We start from the raw sequence: 17866 nt of genomic DNA on the forward strand, positions 1-17866 counted from the left end.
GAATGCGGCAGGCGGCAAAAAGTTGCCGCGTTGGCTAAATAATATTCGCTCGGTGCCGATACAGGTCACAGAGTAACTGGAGAGTCGTTGATGAGTTTTGACTTATTAAATATCGGTAAAAACGGCATATTAGCGCATCAGCAAAGCCTACAAACGACCGGTAAAAATATTAATAACACGAACACGGACAGCTACGTTCGCGAGCGCACTGAGTACACTGAGAGTCAGTTTGGTGGGCTTGAGCGTGTGCGCGTTCAACGAATGATAGACGAGTTTGCTAACCGTCAGTTGCGTACCGATATTTCAAAGGTCAGCTATTATGAAGCGAACCTCCAGCAGGCTGAGCAATTAGATACCTTACTTGGTGACAGCACCACGAATGTTGCTTCCTCTGTAGAGAGCTTTTTTAATACCTTGCAGGATGCAAATAATGACCCCGGCTCAGTTACCGCCCGGCAATTAGTTCTTGCCGAAGCTGATGCTATGGTCACTAAGTTTAATGACTTCTCCAGTTATCTGGATGACCAAAAAAGTATTATTAACGACAGGTTAACGCTATCGACAGATCGCATTAATTCCATTTCAGAAAACCTTGCTGAGCTAAATTCAAAGATCCAGTCGTCAAATGGTAAAAACAGTTCTAATGGCGATATCAACGCCTTATTGAATAAGCGCGATGAGCAATTACGTGAACTTGCCGAATTAGTGCAATTCAGCACGGTTGAGCAAAAAAATGGTGCAGTTGCGGTCAACTTAAAAAATGGGCAGCCGCTAGTTTTAGAAGATGGTCGCTTTAATGCGGTTGCGGTGAAAAGCAACCCGGATACTGAACGCTTAGAGATGGTACTAAAAAAAGAGCACAGCGGTGGCAGTGTTAGTGAGTTTTATGTGCCAACCGATGAAGTCGGTGGCGCTGTCGGTGGTTATCTGGAATATCGAGATGAAGTGTTAATGCCCACCCAGAAACGTTTGGGACAACTGGCAATTCGTATTGCCGACTCAATGAATACTCAAAACCAGAAAGGTATGGATCTGGATAATCAGTTAGGGCGTAAAATTTTTGATTTGGCCAAAACTGAGTCACAAGCTGTTCCTTATGCTGACAATACGGGGGCAGCAAACATCAGCGTTAGTGTTTTAGAGGGCAATAGTAAGTCGTTTCCTTCTGAAAACTTGCGCATTACTAAGACTGGTAACCCCGATGAATACGAAATTGTACCGGTCAATAGTGACGGTACGCTTGTTAGCGGTGCCGATACCATTACGGTTACTCAAGCATCTCCAGGTACGGTTGATATTGTTGAGTTGGGTATTTCTCTCGACTTAACCGGTGCTGCTAATGCAGGGGATCAGTTCTTAGCAAAACCAGCAGAAAGCGCCGCGTCGGAAATTAGTTTAGCCATTCGTCGCCCGGAAGACATTGCGTTAGCAAACCCTATTAGGGTGAAAGACGGTATGGATAACCAAGGCGCAGCTGGCATTGAAATTAGCGCCATCAATACACCCGATGACTATTACGATACGACCAATAACACCTTACTTGGTAGTGCTCCGGCTCGTATAGAAGTGACAGGGCAGACAGGTAATGCTTACGATCTGGAAGTGTACGATAAGGATGGTAATAATATAGGCACGATTACAGGAGCCACCAACCTCAACGGTATTCTTGATCAGGCTGGTTTGACCGACCCCGACTACGAAGTCGATATTAACGGCGAGCCAACGGTAGGCGATGAGTACTTCATTGAATACAACACCAATGGTTTTGATGACAACAGTAACGGGCAATCTATGGCCGATTTGCAGCGACAGCAATTGGTCCGCCGTTCCGGTGGTGAGGAAGCCGAACCGACAATGACTTTCAATGAGAGCTACGGACGTCTAGTATCGGATGTGGGCAGTCGAGTCAGCCAAAATCGAGTGTTGCGGGACTCGGCCGAAGCGATTAGATCACAAACTGAAGCACTTTACGAATCGCAATCGGGGGTGAATTTGGAAGAAGAAGCGGCTAATCTTATTCAGTATCAGCAAGCCTATACTGCATCTGCCCGAATCATTACAACGTCGCAGACTATTTTCGATACGCTGCTGACGTCCTTGAGGTAATAACTATGCGTTTAAGTACTAACTTATTTTTCCAGCGTGGTCTGGACAGTTTACAAACCTCACAAAATCAGCTGGATAAAATTCAGCAGATGCTGACTAAGCAGACCAAAATTTTAAGTCCTGCGGATGACCCAATTGGCAACTCTCAGGTGCTGGCACTGAATGAAAAAATTGGTCAAAACGAGCAGTTTGAACGTAATTCAGTAACCTTAGAAAACAACCTACGCCGCGAAGAAAGTGTGTTAAGTAGCATTACCGATGCGATTCAGAAAGCACGAACCTTGGCTGTGCAAGCGGGTAACGGAAGTTATGATCAAACCAACCGTAAAGCTATAGCCGCAGAGTTACGGAATATTGAAACTTCGATTTTCGACCTGACTAATGCTCAGGACGAATCGGGTGAGTATATTTTTGCGGGTTACCAAAACCGTACTCAACCTATGGAGTTTAATGACGCAGACCAAGCTTACGAGTATGTCGGTGACCAAGGGCAGCGCACGATTCAGTTGTCACCGACGTTGTATCTGCCGGCAAATGATCCTGGCAGCCGCGCCTTTTCTAATGTGTCTAAGCGTGTCGACTTTGAATTAACCGGTGGGAATAACTTTATTGAGAAAGTGGAAGTCACCGATCGCGACGCACTTATTGCTGATACGGAAGCACGTATTGACGCCGGTGATCCCACTGATTTCACGGTTAACTTTACTGGACCGGACACTTATGAAATTGATGACGGCGTTAACCCTGTGGTGACAGGAACGGTAACTGACGGCAAAGTCGAATACAACGGCATGGCGCTGGAGCTCAACCCAGACAATATGCCAGCTGCTGGTGATTCGTTCAGCTACTCTATTGGTGAGCCAGTGTCGCGTAACTTGTTAACGCAAATTCGAGACTTAGCCACCGCACTGGAAGAGTCAGGTCCTGAAAGCAAAGGTTTTCACGAGAGCGAAATTGCTTTTGCGCTAGATGACTTTAATACCGTCATTAGCGATTTAACCGACACCCAGGCGTCTGTTGGTGCTCGTCTTAATGTTATGGATAACGCAAAGCTGAGTAATGCTGACATTGAAATTGTGAACAAAAAAGCACGAGCCGATATTTCCGACGTAGACTATTCAGAAGCCGTAACCGACTTAGTCAAAAACGAAACCATTTACTCAGCCGCCCAACAAGTGTTCAGCCGGGTAAGCCGCCTAAGCTTATTCGATTACCTATAATCCAACGTCCCCGATATCTGGTGTAGCCTGCCGTTATTACGGCAGGTGAGATAATTAAACTACTAACTGACCGCTCTTTATATCTCTCCCCTCCTGACATCAATGTCGGGCTACATAAAAAACTTCAAATTTTTCAAAAAAATTCTAAAGCTCCCCCAAACCCTGCCGATACCCTTTGTGAGAGGAAATTTTAACCAGGCGAAACACGAAGCCGAACTCTTCCTCCAGCTTGGCAACAACGATTGAATCCAAGCTTAAGCAGAAACTTAGGAGCATTATCATGGCACTATATGTAAACACTAACGTCAGCTCACTGAACGCACAGCGTCAGCTGATGGGCTCAAGTAACTCGCTTGACCAAGCATTCGAACGTTTGTCGTCAGGCTTTCGTATTAACAGCGCTGCAGATGACGCTGCAGGCTTACAAATCTCAAACCGGTTGGGCTCTCAAATCGAGGGGCTAAACCAAGGCAACCGTAACGCAAACGATGCAATCTCTGTGGCACAAACTGCGGAAGGTGCACTAGAAGAGTCAACCAACATCCTTCAACGCATGCGTACTTTGGCTGTTCAATCTTCAAACGGTTCTAATTCTACTGACGACCGTGCCGCTTTGCAGAAAGAAGTATCAAGCCTGCAGCAAGAGTTATCACGCATCGCAGAGACTACGACCTTTGGTGGTAATAAACTACTAGACGGCTCTTTTGGTTCTCAAGCTTTCCAAGTAGGCGCTAACGCTGGCGAATCAATTAACGTGACAATTGGTGACGTGTCTGCAACCAGTATTGGTTCTAATAAAGTTAATTCAAAAGGTACCCAAGCTGGTATTGCAACAACGAATGGTACATTAACTAACCTTTCAACTTCTGCAGCCGACATTTTTGGCCCAAATGGTACAACTACAGGGCTAGATCTGCAGGGCACAGTCAGTGCAGCTGCGGAGAAAATTAACGGAGAAGGTACTGGTGTAACTGCTGAGGCGGTGACTGATGTCAAGTTGTCCGGTTTTGGGACAGGCACTGATGGAACTCTGAGCATTGATGGTACCGACTATGACTTAACTAAGTATGGTGATAATGTTGGAAAACTGGCAGAAGACATAGGCAAGCAGGGCATTAACGCTTCCGTAGAAGGCAATGTTTTAAGGCTTCAAGCGAGTGGAATTGATGGGGTAGTTTTAACTGGCAATAATGCGAATGACATTTCTTTTACTGGCGTGGACGCTGACGGTACTGACGGTGCGACTGCTAATGGTTCTGCAACACTTGCTTATGATGCTCGTTTGGAACTAAGCTCCAGTGATCAGTTCAGCATTGATAATTTTGACGCCGCGGATACCGGGTCAGTTAATGCGACCTCGACGCTGTCATCGGTGTCAGATGTTTCTGTAACAGACTACTCGGGTTCTCAAGATGCAATAGGAGTAATCGATGCGGCCATTGCGAAAATCGACTCGCAACGTGCAGACTTAGGTGCGGTTCAAAACCGTTTCCAAGCGACTATTCGCAACCAATCGAACATCGCTGAGAACCTGGAAGGTGCGAAGTCTCGAATCAAAGATGCTGACTTTGCAGCGGAAACTGCGAAACTGACTCAGGCTCAGATCCTGCAGCAGGCTTCACAGACTATCCTGGCGCAGGCGAACCAGCGTCCACAGGCGGCACTACAGTTACTGGGCTAATTGCTCAACTAACTTAACCGTTACTAAAAACCGGAGCTTTTGCTCCGGTTTTTTTATGCCTGTAATTCAAAGGGTTAACAATAAAATCGATACCGCTTAAAAAAATTCAATTAAACGCTAAAGTTTTCAGCATGGCTTACCGATAACATACATGGATAATTGTTTTAGTGCTAAACTGCACAGTAACTAAGGAAAAGGTGAGTATTATGGCAGATATGTCAGTTGAAAGCCGCGCGTTAAGTCCCTTAAGTAGTGCAGCGGGTGGTTCATCGAACAAGGCAGAACGGCCCCAGGACCAAAAGGTCATGGATGCAGTCAGCCAAGTTCAGGAACGCACCGCTGATAAAGTGGAAAAGCAGGCAAGCAATGAGAGTATTGCAGACACGGTAGAAGATATGAATCAGTCGTCGACTATTCGCAATACCAGTTTGCAGTTTGTGTTTGATGAAAAAGGCGAGCCACCGGTGGTTAAGGTTATTGATACTGACAACGGTGAAATGATTCGTCAAATTCCGTCAGAATTGGTTGTGAAGTTATCTAAAGCTATTGAAGAAATGGCCGATAACGAGAACAGTCGGATGGGGTTTTTATTCGACAACCAGATTTAAGTGAGGTGTTGATATGCCATTAATTTCATCAACGGGTGCGCGCTCAGGTTTAGACCTGCAGGGCATTATAGATGCGACATTAGAGGCCGAGCGTGTTCCTAAGAAAAACCGCTTGGACCAACAGGAAGGCCGCTTAACCGTGGAGCTATCGGCTGTTGGTGAGATGCGTTCGGCATTATCAAAGCTTCAGGAAAGTGCGGAGAAACTGACTGAAGGTAGCTTGTTTAGTGCCATGAAAGCATCAGTCACTCAGCCTGACTCTGGCGACATCGTTAGTGTTGAAAGTTCGGAAGAAGCCAACTCGGGTAACTTTGAACTGTTTGTTCAACAGCTAGCAAAAGGCAGCCGTGCAGTGTCTGCGGATGGTGCTTTTGCCAGTGCGGATGACGAGGTTAATACCAATGCGGGTTCGTTAACCTTTGGTGCCGGAGATGAAAGTTTTACGCTGAATATTGAAGCGGGCTCGACTCTGGAAGATATTCGTAAAGCGGTTAACTCATCTGAAGATAACTTTGGTGTTACAGCGGATATTATTAATACCGGTACTGAAGCCAAGTTAGTCTTCCGCTCGAGTGTCAGCGGTGCGGGTAATGATTTAACCGTTACTAATGACAACGCTGAATTTGACGCTATTTCAACTCAAGCCAACGGCGGTGGCGCTGGTGGTATGACTATAGCGGCTAAAGATCAGGCTACAGACGCCATTATTGAAATTGATGGTATTCAGGCTACTAACGACACTAATACCTTCGCTGATGTTATTCAGGGATCGACCATTACGGCAGTGAAAGAGTCCGAAGGTACGGAAAAGGCACAGTTGTCGATAGCACGTGACGATGCGGGTGTTCAAAAGTCCATAGACAGCTTTGTAAAAGCCTATAACAGCACGGTTGATTTACTCAGTGAAATTGGTGGTGAGAACAGCATGATGCAGGGCGATGCGACCGTTCGTACTTTGAAAAGCCAATTGAACAATGTGCTGTCCAGCACATTTGGCGAAGGACAAACACTGTTCGATTTAGGTTTTGGTTTGGACAACGATGGTCGTTTGCAGCAGGAAAACCCGGTCACTAACGTTAAGGATGTACTCGCTGCTAATCCATCGGCATTGCAAAACGTGATTGGTGGTGAAAACGGTATGGCGTCGCGTATGGAAACTTTATTAGACGGCTATGCTGGCGCTGGTGGTTCTTTACAATTGCGTCGAGACTCTATCAATGAAAGCTTGGACCGTGTTGCCGAGAGTCGTGAGTCACTGGAACTGCGTATGGGATCATTGCGTGAAACGCTGAACTCAAAATATCAGGCACTGGATTCCTTAGTTGGCCAGCTGCAAAGCCGAGGTAATGCAGTCAGTGCGCAGCTAGCAAACCTTCCTGGGTTTACCCGGGACAATGATTAATAGAGGTAATTACGTATGAATATGAAGCTTAAAGGCTACACCAAAGGCTCACTAGAAACCCGTGTTGCGGGTGCAGACCCTTATCAGTTGGTACAAATGCTGATGGCGGGTGTGTTAGAGAACCTGAATTACGCCAAAGGAGCGATTCAGCGTAAAGACCTTGAGAAAAAGAGTCACTATTTAAGTAAAGCCCAGGCCATTGTCGACTCTTTACGCTACAGTTTAGATGACAGTGCCGGCGCTGATGCGGCGGGTAATTTACGAGAGCTTTATATGTATATGAGCACACGTATCGCCGATGCTTCAATTGAATTAGACGTGGATATAATTGATGAAGTTGCGCGGTTAATGATTGATATTAAAGGCGCATGGGATCAAATTCCAGTTGAGCAACGGGATGTTGCGATGAACCAAATGCAGCAGGCAGCCGGGGCTTAATGTCTGAAGAGATCCGTTCACCTGAGCAGTTAAGTGCGCTCTATGAGCAGCTAAAGCAACAAGTGGCAGACTCAGAGTATGAGTCTGCGGCTGACACACTTCCTAAAATACTTTCCTTTTTAGAGCAATTACCTGATGGCTGGACAGAGTCTCGCGAATGGGTGACTGTAGTTGCCGAAGGTGATAGCTACCTCAATGAAGTACAACCAGAGCTAGAAAAAATCCTCGAAGAAACCAGCGCAGCTATTACTAAAATCGGTAAAAGCAAGAAAGGCGTTCGGGCTTATACCAAATAAAAAAACCGGCCCAAAAGCCGGTTTTTCTTTCCCTGCGCCTAAGCCCAGGTCAGTAATTCTTCTTACAGTGCTTTGATCTTAGCATTCAAACGGCTCTTATGGCGTGCCGCTTTATTTTTGCTGATAAGACCTTTAGTTGCGTAACTGTCCAGCATTGGGGTTACGTCTTTCATTGCAGTGTTTGCTGCATCTTTGTCTTTCTTCTCAATAGCTGCGATTACACGTTTAAGGTAAGTACGCATCATTGAACGACGGCTTGCATTGTGGCGGCGATTTTTCTCGGCCTGGATCGCACGCTTTTTAGCAGACTTAATGTTAGCCAAGGTGAACTCCTAAATTCATTAACAGAACGCTTCTCTTATAAAGGCCGCAGATTATGCCTTTTCTGCTGTAAAAGTCAACAGCTGAAACAATAAAAACCGGTAATATCTTCGATTTTCGTTTTACAATTTGCATGGCTAAAAATGAGTCGATGAGTTATATTCCATTCACGACCTGGAGGTTTTATGAAGCACTTATCAAGGCTTTTACGTAAGAACCGCGAAGAGATTCAGAAAATTGTTGAAAAGCACCACGCTAAAAATGTGAAAGTGTTTGGTTCTGTGGCTGTGGGCAATGAATCTGCTGACAGCGATATTGATTTGCTGATAGAAACCACACCAGAGACCACTATGTTTGATATAGGTGCGATTAAGTTTGAACTTAATAATTTACTGGGTGTAGAGGTTGATGTATTGACACCAAACAGCTTACCTATGCAGTTTAAAGACAAAGTAGAGCAGGAAGCTCGTTTAATATGACAGACAAAGAAAGTAGAGCAAAAGATTATCTTCATCATATTGTTAACGCTATTGAGCGGATTGAATCATACACGACTGACCTTGATGAAAATGGTTTCCTGAATAACGAACTCGTGCAAGACGCGGTTATTCGCAATTTAGAAATAATTGGGGAAGCTTCAAATAACCTATTGAAGCAGTGCCCATCTACAGTAGCCCAGTTCCCTGATCTTCCTTTAACTTCTGCTTATCAAATGCGAAATGCCATTGCTCATGGCTAATTTAAAATTGATTATGAGCTTGTTTGGCGTACCATTGAAAAAGATCTGCCACCCCTGCGTGAGCAAGTTTTATCGGCAATAAAAACCCTTGAAAAATAGAGTTATCGCTTCAGAACGCGATAGATAGTTAAGGAACAGCTGTGTCCAAAGCCCTCTTAAAATCAGGATTTATCGTCAGCGCGATGACCCTGATCTCGCGCGTGTTAGGTTTGGTGCGCGATGTGGTCATTGCCAACCTGATGGGCGCTGGCGCTGCGGCAGATGTGTTCTTTTTTGCTAATAAAATCCCCAACTTTTTACGCCGCCTTTTTGCCGAGGGCGCTTTTGCCCAGGCGTTTGTGCCGGTGCTCACTGAGTACAAGCAGGGTAAAGAACTGCCCGATCAGCAATTACTCATTGCCCGGGTATCTGGCACCTTAGGTACCATTGTGACGGTGGTCACCATTTTCGGTGTGGTGGCTTCCCCGGTTGTGGCCGCGCTTTTTGGTATGGGTTGGTTTTTAGATTGGTGGAACGACGGGCCGCAAGGGGATAAATTTGTACTGGCCAGTGACTTACTCCGCATTACTTTTCCTTACTTATGGTTTATTAGCTTTACCGCTATGGCCGGCGCCATACTCAATACGCTGGGCAAGTTTGCCGTAGCCGCTTTTACACCGGTATTTTTGAACGTGGCTATTATTGCGGCGGCTATCTGGTTGGCTCCGCAGCTTGAGCAACCGGAATATGCACTGGCCTGGGGCGTATTTTTTGGTGGGCTAATTCAGCTTTTATTCCAACTGCCGTTTCTGAAAAGAGCCGGGTTGCTGGTTAAACCCCAATGGGGCTGGAAAGACCCCGGCGTGACCAAAATTCGCAAATTGATGTTGCCTGCTATCTTTGGTGTATCGGTTAGCCAAATTAACTTACTGTTTGATACCCTCATTGCCAGCTTTTTAATGACAGGCTCCATAAGCTGGCTTTACTACTCTGACCGCTTGTTGGAATTCCCACTTGGGTTATTTGGTATTGCCATTGCTACGGTTATTTTGCCAGCGCTCTCATCACGCCATGTGGATAAATCGACTGAAAACTTCAGTGCTACGCTAGACTGGGGCATTCGTATGGTGCTGCTGTTGGGCGTACCGGCCATGGCGGGGCTTTTTGTATTAGCAGAGCCGATGCTTATGGTGTTGTTCATGCACGGCGCCTTCAGCCCGGACGATGCGCGTATGGCGTCCTACAGTCTTATGGCTTACTCCACCGGTTTGCTAAGTTTTATGATGGTGAAGGTGCTGGCAACCGGCTTTTACTCGCGGCAGGACACTAAGCGACCGGTGAAGTACGGCATTATTGCGATGGCAGCCAATATGGTATTTAACATTGCTTTGGCTATTCCTTTTAGTTACGTCGGCCTGGCACTGGCAACGGCAGCTTCCGCCGCTATAAATGCTGGGTTATTGGGCGTGACTTTATGGCGTGAAGGGGTGCTGAAAAAACAACCAGGAACAGGGCGGTTTATTCTGCAGGTACTGTTTGCCACTACGGCGATGATAGCCGGTGTGCTCTGGTTAAGTCCGGATATTGCTACCTGGCGAACCAGTTCTTTAGTTGAGCGCCCCTGGCTTTTGGCTCAGGTGATTGGATTCGGCGCCGCCATTTATATTGGCGTGTTGGTTATTACTGGCATGAGACCGAGACATTTCCGTGCGCGCGAGTACTGATTATCGCCTCGGTATCAGTTATAATCGCGTTTTTCCGGAAAATAGTAAGATTGTGCGGGCATGGAACTGATTCGCGGTACTCATAATCTCAGAGCTGAACATTGTGGTTGCGTATTGACCATAGGTAATTTCGATGGTGTTCATCTGGGGCATCAGGCGGTGCTCAGCCAGGTTCGTGAGAAAGCTCAGCAGTTGGGCGTCCCCTCCGCTGTGATGACCTTTGAGCCGCAGCCGCAAGAGCTTTTCCAGCCTGAAAAAGCGCCCGCGCGTTTAACCAACTGGCGTGAGAAATATCTCGCCCTCCAGGCACAAAATGTCGACCGGCATATTGTTATTGAGTTTAATAAAAAGTTTGCCAGCCAGCCAGCGCGAGAGTTTATTGAACAGACTCTGGTTGGCAAGCTGGGCGTTAAGTTTCTGGTGGTAGGCGATGATTTCCGCTTTGGTTATAAACGAGAAGGTGACTTCGAGTTGTTGCAAAAAGCGGGTAAAGAACTGGGGTTTGAGGTGGTCGATACTCGCAGCTATCGTCAACAGCAACAACGAGTCAGCAGCACCGCTATACGACAGGCGCTGGAAGATGGCGACTTTGAACAGGCCGAACAAATGCTCGGGCGGCCTTATCAAATATGCGGAAAAGTCGTACACGGCCGCAAAAATGGCCGGACTATTGGTTTCCCCACCGCGAACGTGCCGTTAAAGCGTTTAAAAAGCCCGTTACATGGGGTGTTTGCAGTAACAGCTCAGTTTGGTAAAGACGAAGAAATACATTCCGGCGTTGCCAACCTGGGAACCCGGCCGACATTAAATGGCGACGAAGTACAGCTGGAGGTGCATTTGTTTGAGTTTTCAGGCAATCTGTACGGTCAGCAGATGACGGTCACACCGGTGGCCAAATTGCGTAATGAGCAACGCTTTGCGTCGTTGCAGCACTTACAAGAACAAATTGAAAAAGATGCCGCCCGCGCACGTGAGGCATTAGCGTGCCGGAGTCAGTAACTATGCGGAAATGGAAACAGTGACCCATGAGTGATTACAAACACACCTTAAACTTGCCACAAACAGCATTTCCAATGCGCGGCAACCTGGCTCAGCGCGAGCCAAAAATGCTGGAGCAGTGGTATGAAACTGACCTGTACGGTCAAATTCGTAAAGCCAAAGCGGGCAAGCCTAAATTTATTCTGCACGATGGCCCTCCGTACGCGAACGGGCAAATTCACATTGGTCACGCCGTAAATAAAATTTTAAAAGACGTTATTGTTAAGGCGAAAACCTTAAGCGACTTCGACGCGCCTTACGTACCGGGCTGGGATTGTCATGGTCTGCCAATTGAACTGCAAGTTGAGAAAAAGCACGGCAAGCCGGGTAAAAAATTGAATCTGGCTGAGTTCCGCGAAAAGTGTCGTGAATACGCAATGACCCAAATTGACCAGCAACGTACGGACTTTAAACGTCTGGGGGTGTTGGGCGACTGGGACAACCCTTATCTGACCATGAACTTTAAGCAGGAAGCCGACAGTGTTCGAGCTTTGGCAAAAATTATTGATAACGGTCACATGCATCAAGGTTTCAAGCCGGTTCACTGGTGTACCGACTGTGGCTCAGCGCTGGCGGAAGCGGAAGTTGAATATCAGGACAAAAACTCACCGGCCATTGACGTGCGTATGCCGGTTGCGGCTACAGCTGAAACGGTTGACCGATTCAGCACGCCAGAAGGGCATGTCGGTGAGGGCGATGTCAGCATGGTTATCTGGACCACGACCCCGTGGACCATTCCCGCCAACCGCGCTGTGACTTTGGCCGAAGGGCTCGAGTACACTTTAGTGCAGATTGAGGCCAGCGATGATCAGCCTGCCGAGCGTGTGATTCTTGCGGACGACTTGGTTAATGGCTGCATGGAGCGCTGGAACATTACCCACTACCACAAGCTGGGTTTCTGCAAAGGTAAAGACTTAGAAGGTCTGCAGCTACAGCATCCGTTGTTTGAATTGCAGGTGCCGGTAATACTGGGCGACCACGTAACCACTGAAAGTGGTACCGGTTGTGTGCATACAGCGCCAGGCCATGGTGTCGATGACTTCCTGGTCGGTCAACGTTACGGTATTGAGGTTTATAACCCAGTTGGCGATAACGGTGTGTACAAAGATGATACGCCACTGTTTGCCGGACAGCATGTGTTTAAAGCAAACGAGCCTATTGTCGACAAGCTGCGCGAAATGGGCAACTTGATGCATGCCGAAAGTTACCGTCATTCGTACCCGCATTGCTGGCGCCATAAAACGCCAATTATTTTCCGTGCGACGCCGCAGTGGTTTATCAGCATGGACAAGAAGGGTTTGCGTGCAGGTGCTTTAGAGCAAATTAAGAAGGTGGGCTGGTTCCCTGAGTGGGGGCAAAGCCGCATTGAATCTATGGTAGAAGGGCGCCCTGACTGGTGTATTTCTCGTCAGCGTACCTGGGGTAACCCCATTGCCATTTTCGTCAACCGCGAAACGGATGAGCTTCACCCGAACACGCTGGAGCTAATGGAAAAAGTGGCTCAGTTAATTGAAAAAGGCGGTGTTCAGGCCTGGTTTGACTTAGAGCCTGAAACTTTATTAGGCGATGAAGCTGATAAATACCGTAAAGTGACCGACACTTTAGACGTCTGGTTTGACTCCGGTGTAACGCACCATTGCGTATTGCGTGAGTTTGATGGTTTGCGCTGGCCTGCCGATTTGTATCTGGAAGGGTCAGATCAGCACCGCGGCTGGTTCCAGAGCTCTCTGGTTACCGGTGTTGCAATGTATGAGGAAGCGCCATACCACCAGGTATTAACGCACGGTTTTACTGTGGATGCACAGGGCCGCAAGATGTCTAAGTCTATCGGGAACGTAGTGGCTCCGCAGGACGTGATGAATAAGCTGGGCGGAGACATTCTGCGCTTATGGGTTGCGTCAGCGGATTATTCCGGCGAAATGACGGTTTCTGACGAAATTCTCAAGCGTTCAGCGGATGCGTATCGTCGCATTCGTAATACGTCGCGCTTTTTGCTGGCGAACTTAAGCGGCTTTGACCCTAAAACCGACTTGGTTGCCAAAGAAAATATGGTTGAACTGGATCGCTGGATTGTCGGCCGTGCGGCTGACTTACAGCAAGAGCTGCTGGAAGCCTACAATAACTACCAGTTCCACAGTGTGGTGCAAAAGCTGATGCACTTCTGTTCTATTGAACTGGGCAGCTTCTACCTGGATATTATTAAAGACCGCCAGTACACCGCAAAATCGGAGGGGTTAGCGCGGCGTTCATGTCAGACGGCGCTGTATCATATTGCCGAAGCATTAGTGCGCTGGATGGCACCAATTTGCAGCTTTACCGCTCAGGAAATTTGGGACTTGTTGCCAAACGAACGCAGCCAGTATGTCTTTACTGAAAGCTGGTATCAGGGTTTTGGTGAATTTTCCGGTGTTAAAGACGATGAAAACGAGTTTTGGATGCAGTTACTGGAAATTCGTGATGTCGTTAACCAGGCGCTGGAACAGTCACGCCGAGATGATGTTATCGGTGGTTCGTTACAGGCAGAAGTCACATTGTACGCTGACGATAAACTGGCGACAGCCTTGAATCGTTTAGGCGAAGAGTTGCGCTTTGCACTGCTGACATCGGAAGCGCAAGTGGCCTCTATTAGCGACGCGCCTGCTGACGCCGTTAAAGCGGAGAAAATGGCTTTGGCCGTTAGTGTGACAAAATCTGAATACAAGAAGTGTGAGCGTTGCTGGCACCATCGCAAAGAGGTGGGCACATTAGAAAGCCATGCCGATTTATGCCAGCGTTGTGTGACTAATATTGAAGGTGAAGGTGAGGAGCGTCGTTTTGCCTGATTTTGCTGACCAGACTAACCGCGCAACCGGGCTACGCTTTTTGTGGCTGACGTTGTTGCTGGTAGTTATTGATCAAATTACGAAGATTTGGGTCGCGGGTGAGTTTGAGCTTTATGAAAGCCGAGTTGTTATTGAAGGCTTGTTTAACTTCACCTATGTACATAACTATGGTGCCGCATTTAGTTTTTTAAGTGACGGCGGCGGTTGGCAGCGTTGGTTCTTTACCGCCATTGCTATCGCTATCAGCGTGGTGCTGCTCATTTGGATGCGCCGCAACCCGGTGGGTTTATGGCGCCAGAATTTAGCCTTTTCTCTGATTATGGCCGGGGCTATTGGTAACGTAGCTGACCGGTTAATGTATGGTTATGTCATCGACTTTTTTGATGTTCATTATCAGGGGTGGCACTGGCCGGCCTTTAACGTAGCCGACATGGCTATTACTATTGGTGCCGCACTCATGTTATTGGAAGCTTTTTTTGATAACCGTCGGGACAAAGCCGAGAACGGTCAAGGGCAGTAAGGAGTTTTATTTGAGTCGTTTACCTATAGAGCACGGACGGGAAGTGGTGATGCACTTCACTATTAAGTTGTCCGATGATTCAGTTGCAGACAGCACCAAAATGTCAGGTAAGCCCGCAAAGTTTCGGATGGGTGATGGCAACTTGACCGAAAACTTTGAAGCGTGCCTTGTGGGGTTGCGCGAAGGGGCGGAACGCAAGTTCACGCTAGAGCCTAAAGACGCTTTTGGTGAACCCAACCCGGACAACTATTATTATGTTGATTCGGCAAAGTTTAGCGACGAAACCAAACCGGAAGTTGGCGCTATTCTGGCTTTTACTCAACCGGATGGTACTGATTTACCGGGAATTGTTCGTAAAATTGAAGGTCCAACAGTGACCATCGACTTTAATCACCCGTTGGCCGGACAAACAGTGATTTTTGAAGTAGAAATTATCAGCGTTGAGCCGTGAGTGGTTACTGAATCAGGCTGAACGCAGGAGGAAATGATGCAAATTTTGTTGGCGAACCCACGTGGTTTTTGTGCCGGAGTTGATCGCGCTATTACCATTGTTGAGCGGGCTTTAGAAATCTTTGAGCCGCCAATTTACGTGCGTCACGAAGTGGTTCACAACAAATACGTTGTCAGTAAATTGCGCGAGGCCGGTGCGGTCTTTGTAGAAGAATTGCACGAAGTGCCGGATGACCAGATTGTTATTTTTAGCGCTCATGGCGTTTCTCAGGCGGTAAGGCAAGAAGCCAAAGATCGCGGCCTTCGGGTGTTTGATGCCACTTGTCCATTGGTGACCAAAGTCCATATGGAAGTTACCCGTGCCAGTCGCAAAGGGCACGAATGTGTACTCATTGGTCATGCCGGACATCCGGAAGTTGAAGGCACCATGGGTCAGTATAAGAACGCCGATGGTGGTATCTACTTAGTTGAATCGCCTGAAGACGTGAATAAGCTTGAAGTTAAAGACTTGAAGAACCTTCATTATATGAGTCAGACAACCTTATCGGTTGATGACACGGCCGATGTTATTGAAGCCTTACGTCAGAAGTTTCCTGATATTAATGGTCCTCGTAAAGATGATATCTGCTACGCCACCCAAAACCGGCAGGACGCAGTTCGTGAGTTAGCCAGTGATGCCGATGTCATGTTGGTGGTTGGAGCGCGTAACAGTTCAAATTCAAACCGCTTACGAGAGCTTTCCGAGAAAATGGGAACTCCGGCATACCTAATTGATGACGCCAGCTGTATTGATAAAACCTGGTTAAAAGGTCACGAGAAGGTGGCTGTAACGGCAGGGGCCTCTGCACCGGAAGTGTTGGTTAAAGAAGTGATTGCTAAGCTGCAGGAATGGGGCGGCAAAACCGCAGTTGAACTCAGTGGCCGCGAAGAGAATATTACCTTTTCAATTCCACCGGAGCTAAGACCGCACCCGGTGAGCTAGACGGTTTATCGGGAAAGCCAGAATGTTTGGATCAGTTCGTTATCTTTTCCCCAGGACACTGTGACTTTGCTGGTAGCGTTAAACTGGTCAATAGAAGTGAGTTCTGCTGTTAAATGAAGTTGCCCGGCTTTCCTCGATAGTTCTGGGTTATTACCTTTAGCCCACGCTTGTTGAGCCTCACTTAAATAAGTCATCAAAACCTCCACCGCCTTTGCTTTTGTATGGGCATGATCAATCGCCGATAGCCCAGCTTGTAAAAGCTGCAGACTGCTCACGGACCAGAGCGCCACCAGGGCAGCTCCGGCCAAAACTTCAACCAGAGAAAAGCCTTTATTCTTGTGCCTGTTCATAAGCCCCGCGCTCTGCTTCTAAGTCTTTCTGAAGTTGCTGAGAAAGCTGTTGCCACTGATGATGTTGCTGAGCTTCTATCATTTGCGCGTAGAAGAGCAGTGCAGCTAAACTGGCTGAGCTTAAACTTATAAGTGTTACTAAGGTGAGTATCAGAGCGAATCCTTTCGCGTTCATAATAAGCTCCATTTAGTTAACCAGAGGAGTGATTGTTCGTTTGAAAACATGTGTCTGTGCATTGCTGGTAACGGTAAAAGCTATAAAGAGTTTTGATAACCCACTACCGGATTCCGGAGAGTAAGAGTCAGCAGTAAATTGCGTGACTTTGAATTGAGACTTATCGGTAAGGGACTGCCAGCCATACCCGGCGCAGTCGAGAGTCATTGAGTTATGCTGTAGTTGTTCATTCCTGACTCGAAAGCCAACCGAGCCTCCGTTTTGCTGAGGAAACAAATAGCAACTGCCCTGAGGGTTCGAAATTTGCGTTGCGGCTGTATTTTTTAAGGTTTCAAAAAACTGATTTGCAACTGACTGAGCACTTAAGAGTAAATTGACCTGCATTAGCTTGCGGTGTTGCACTCCTGTTTGCCATTGCATTTGTTGCTGCGCCGCCAGAGCAACTATCGCGCCAATAGCAGAGGCTATAAGAACTTCTACCAAGCTACTGCCGCGCTCAGAAGTCATTAACATGAGGGGATTCCCGGAAGTGAATTACCCTCACTTAGGCATAGTCGAATACGACCGATACTGCTGATGATGACTTTTACCTGTCTGCTTTTGCCTATTAGCCTGATATGCCCCGGTGTCGCGGCAGCTGACTCTCCATAAAAAGTAAGCGACGCGGAAGAACTGTAAGTGTATCCGGTTTGAATACCTGAGGCTTCTGAGTCATTGCTGAATGTGACTAAGTCGACTTCAATAGATTCCTTATTTGCTATGGACTTGGCTTTTACCAACTGCAAATAAGACAGCCAGCGGCCAGCTTCTTTTTGAAGCAATAAAGACTCTGTCTGCTGAGTAAATATTGGCAGGGCCGAAGCGCCAAGCACCGCACTAACAGCCAATGCTACGACCAATTCGATAAGAGAGTAACCGCGCATAAACACACATTATTTTGAAAAAGAGCAACGAGTATAGAAGCTGCTTAAGCTTTGTCTGTAAGCCCCAACTGAAACGAATGTAAGATAACCTC

Annotated in this window: 20 protein-coding genes; 15 read left to right on the plus strand and 5 right to left on the minus strand. The window is 47.2% G+C overall.

The features are described from left to right. Nucleotides 1–90 precede the first annotated feature (90 nt). From flgK to U0358_RS04210, 7 genes are all read left to right on the plus strand, one after another. Nucleotides 91–2106, plus strand: coding sequence for a flagellar hook-associated protein FlgK (gene flgK / locus U0358_RS04180; RefSeq protein WP_322407174.1), 2016 nt, complete (start codon nucleotides 91–93; stop codon nucleotides 2104–2106). Nucleotides 2107–2111: 5 nt separating this feature from the next. Continuing rightward, nucleotides 2112–3326 (plus strand): flagellar hook-associated protein FlgL, encoded by a 1215-nt coding sequence (gene flgL / locus U0358_RS04185; RefSeq protein WP_322407175.1) that lies wholly within the window; start codon nucleotides 2112–2114, stop codon nucleotides 3324–3326. A gap of 280 nt (nucleotides 3327–3606) precedes the next feature. Beyond that, nucleotides 3607–5007: a flagellin gene (locus U0358_RS04190; RefSeq protein ID WP_322407176.1), complete on the plus strand. Its 1401-nt coding sequence runs from the start codon at nucleotides 3607–3609 to the stop codon at nucleotides 5005–5007. 206 nt (nucleotides 5008–5213) lie between these two features. Further along, complete coding sequence (locus U0358_RS04195; RefSeq protein ID WP_322407177.1) at nucleotides 5214–5615, plus strand: flagellar protein FlaG; 402 nt, start codon at nucleotides 5214–5216, stop codon at nucleotides 5613–5615. Nucleotides 5616–5628: 13 nt separating this feature from the next. Then, on the plus strand, nucleotides 5629–7017 hold the full coding sequence (gene fliD / locus U0358_RS04200) for a flagellar filament capping protein FliD (RefSeq protein ID WP_322407178.1): 1389 nt from the start codon (nucleotides 5629–5631) through the stop codon (nucleotides 7015–7017). Nucleotides 7018–7032: 15 nt separating this feature from the next. Then, entirely contained in the window at nucleotides 7033–7455 is a 423-nt protein-coding gene (fliS, locus tag U0358_RS04205; RefSeq protein ID WP_322407179.1) for a flagellar export chaperone FliS, read from the plus strand. Beyond that, a complete protein-coding gene (locus U0358_RS04210; RefSeq protein ID WP_322407180.1) occupies nucleotides 7455–7751 on the plus strand; it encodes a hypothetical protein in 297 nt (98 codons plus the stop codon). The genes fliS and U0358_RS04210 overlap by 1 nt, the downstream gene beginning before the upstream one ends. Nucleotides 7752–7813: 62 nt before the next feature. On the opposite strand, the gene rpsT is transcribed toward U0358_RS04210, so the two are convergent. Continuing rightward, nucleotides 7814–8074, minus strand: coding sequence for a 30S ribosomal protein S20 (gene rpsT / locus U0358_RS04215; protein ID WP_054486760.1), 261 nt, complete (start codon nucleotides 8072–8074; stop codon nucleotides 7814–7816). Nucleotides 8075–8257: 183 nt separating this feature from the next. Between rpsT and U0358_RS04220 the strand changes: the two genes are divergently transcribed. From U0358_RS04220 to ispH, 8 genes are all read left to right on the plus strand, one after another. After that, nucleotides 8258–8551, plus strand: coding sequence for a nucleotidyltransferase family protein (locus tag U0358_RS04220; protein WP_317498497.1), 294 nt, complete (start codon nucleotides 8258–8260; stop codon nucleotides 8549–8551). Beyond that, entirely contained in the window at nucleotides 8548–8811 is a 264-nt protein-coding gene (locus U0358_RS04225) for a HepT-like ribonuclease domain-containing protein (RefSeq protein WP_322407181.1), read from the plus strand. Before U0358_RS04220 ends, U0358_RS04225 begins: the two co-directional genes overlap by 4 nt. Nucleotides 8812–8951: 140 nt before the next feature. Beyond that, nucleotides 8952–10514, plus strand: coding sequence for a murein biosynthesis integral membrane protein MurJ (murJ, locus tag U0358_RS04230; RefSeq protein ID WP_322407182.1), 1563 nt, complete (start codon nucleotides 8952–8954; stop codon nucleotides 10512–10514). Between the two features lie 60 nt (nucleotides 10515–10574). Continuing rightward, nucleotides 10575–11513: a bifunctional riboflavin kinase/FAD synthetase gene (gene ribF, locus U0358_RS04235; RefSeq protein ID WP_322407183.1), complete on the plus strand. Its 939-nt coding sequence runs from the start codon at nucleotides 10575–10577 to the stop codon at nucleotides 11511–11513. A gap of 26 nt (nucleotides 11514–11539) precedes the next feature. Beyond that, nucleotides 11540–14374 (plus strand): isoleucine--tRNA ligase, encoded by a 2835-nt coding sequence (gene ileS, locus U0358_RS04240; protein ID WP_322407184.1) that lies wholly within the window; start codon nucleotides 11540–11542, stop codon nucleotides 14372–14374. Next, nucleotides 14367–14894, plus strand: coding sequence for a signal peptidase II (gene lspA / locus U0358_RS04245; RefSeq protein ID WP_317498502.1), 528 nt, complete (start codon nucleotides 14367–14369; stop codon nucleotides 14892–14894). The genes ileS and lspA overlap by 8 nt, the downstream gene beginning before the upstream one ends. A gap of 10 nt (nucleotides 14895–14904) precedes the next feature. After that, nucleotides 14905–15345 (plus strand): FKBP-type peptidyl-prolyl cis-trans isomerase, encoded by a 441-nt coding sequence (fkpB, locus tag U0358_RS04250; protein ID WP_317498503.1) that lies wholly within the window; start codon nucleotides 14905–14907, stop codon nucleotides 15343–15345. A gap of 36 nt (nucleotides 15346–15381) precedes the next feature. Continuing rightward, on the plus strand, nucleotides 15382–16326 hold the full coding sequence (gene ispH / locus U0358_RS04255) for a 4-hydroxy-3-methylbut-2-enyl diphosphate reductase (protein WP_322407185.1): 945 nt from the start codon (nucleotides 15382–15384) through the stop codon (nucleotides 16324–16326). A 5-nt stretch (nucleotides 16327–16331) separates the two neighbouring features. On the opposite strand, the gene U0358_RS04260 is transcribed toward ispH, so the two are convergent. The 4 genes from U0358_RS04260 to U0358_RS04275 are packed head-to-tail and all read right to left on the minus strand — an operon-like array spanning nucleotide 16332 to nucleotide 17774. After that, nucleotides 16332–16676, minus strand: coding sequence for a PulJ/GspJ family protein (locus U0358_RS04260; protein ID WP_322407186.1), 345 nt, complete (start codon nucleotides 16674–16676; stop codon nucleotides 16332–16334). Next, nucleotides 16657–16851, minus strand: a complete 195-nt coding sequence (locus U0358_RS04265; RefSeq protein WP_317498504.1) for a Type II secretion pathway-like protein — start codon at nucleotides 16849–16851, stop codon at nucleotides 16657–16659. Before U0358_RS04265 ends, U0358_RS04260 begins: the two co-directional genes overlap by 20 nt. A 12-nt stretch (nucleotides 16852–16863) precedes the next feature. Next, nucleotides 16864–17364 carry a prepilin-type N-terminal cleavage/methylation domain-containing protein gene (locus tag U0358_RS04270; RefSeq protein ID WP_322407189.1) on the minus strand — a complete coding sequence of 167 codons (501 nt, stop codon included), beginning with the start codon at nucleotides 17362–17364 and terminating at the stop codon, nucleotides 16864–16866. Further along, on the minus strand, nucleotides 17358–17774 hold the full coding sequence (locus U0358_RS04275; RefSeq protein WP_322407190.1) for a prepilin-type N-terminal cleavage/methylation domain-containing protein: 417 nt from the start codon (nucleotides 17772–17774) through the stop codon (nucleotides 17358–17360). Before U0358_RS04275 ends, U0358_RS04270 begins: the two co-directional genes overlap by 7 nt. Between the last annotated feature and the right edge of the window lie 92 nt (nucleotides 17775–17866).

Source organism: Idiomarina sp. PL1-037 (genome assembly GCF_034422975.1).
Taxonomy (GTDB): domain Bacteria; phylum Pseudomonadota; class Gammaproteobacteria; order Enterobacterales; family Alteromonadaceae; genus Idiomarina.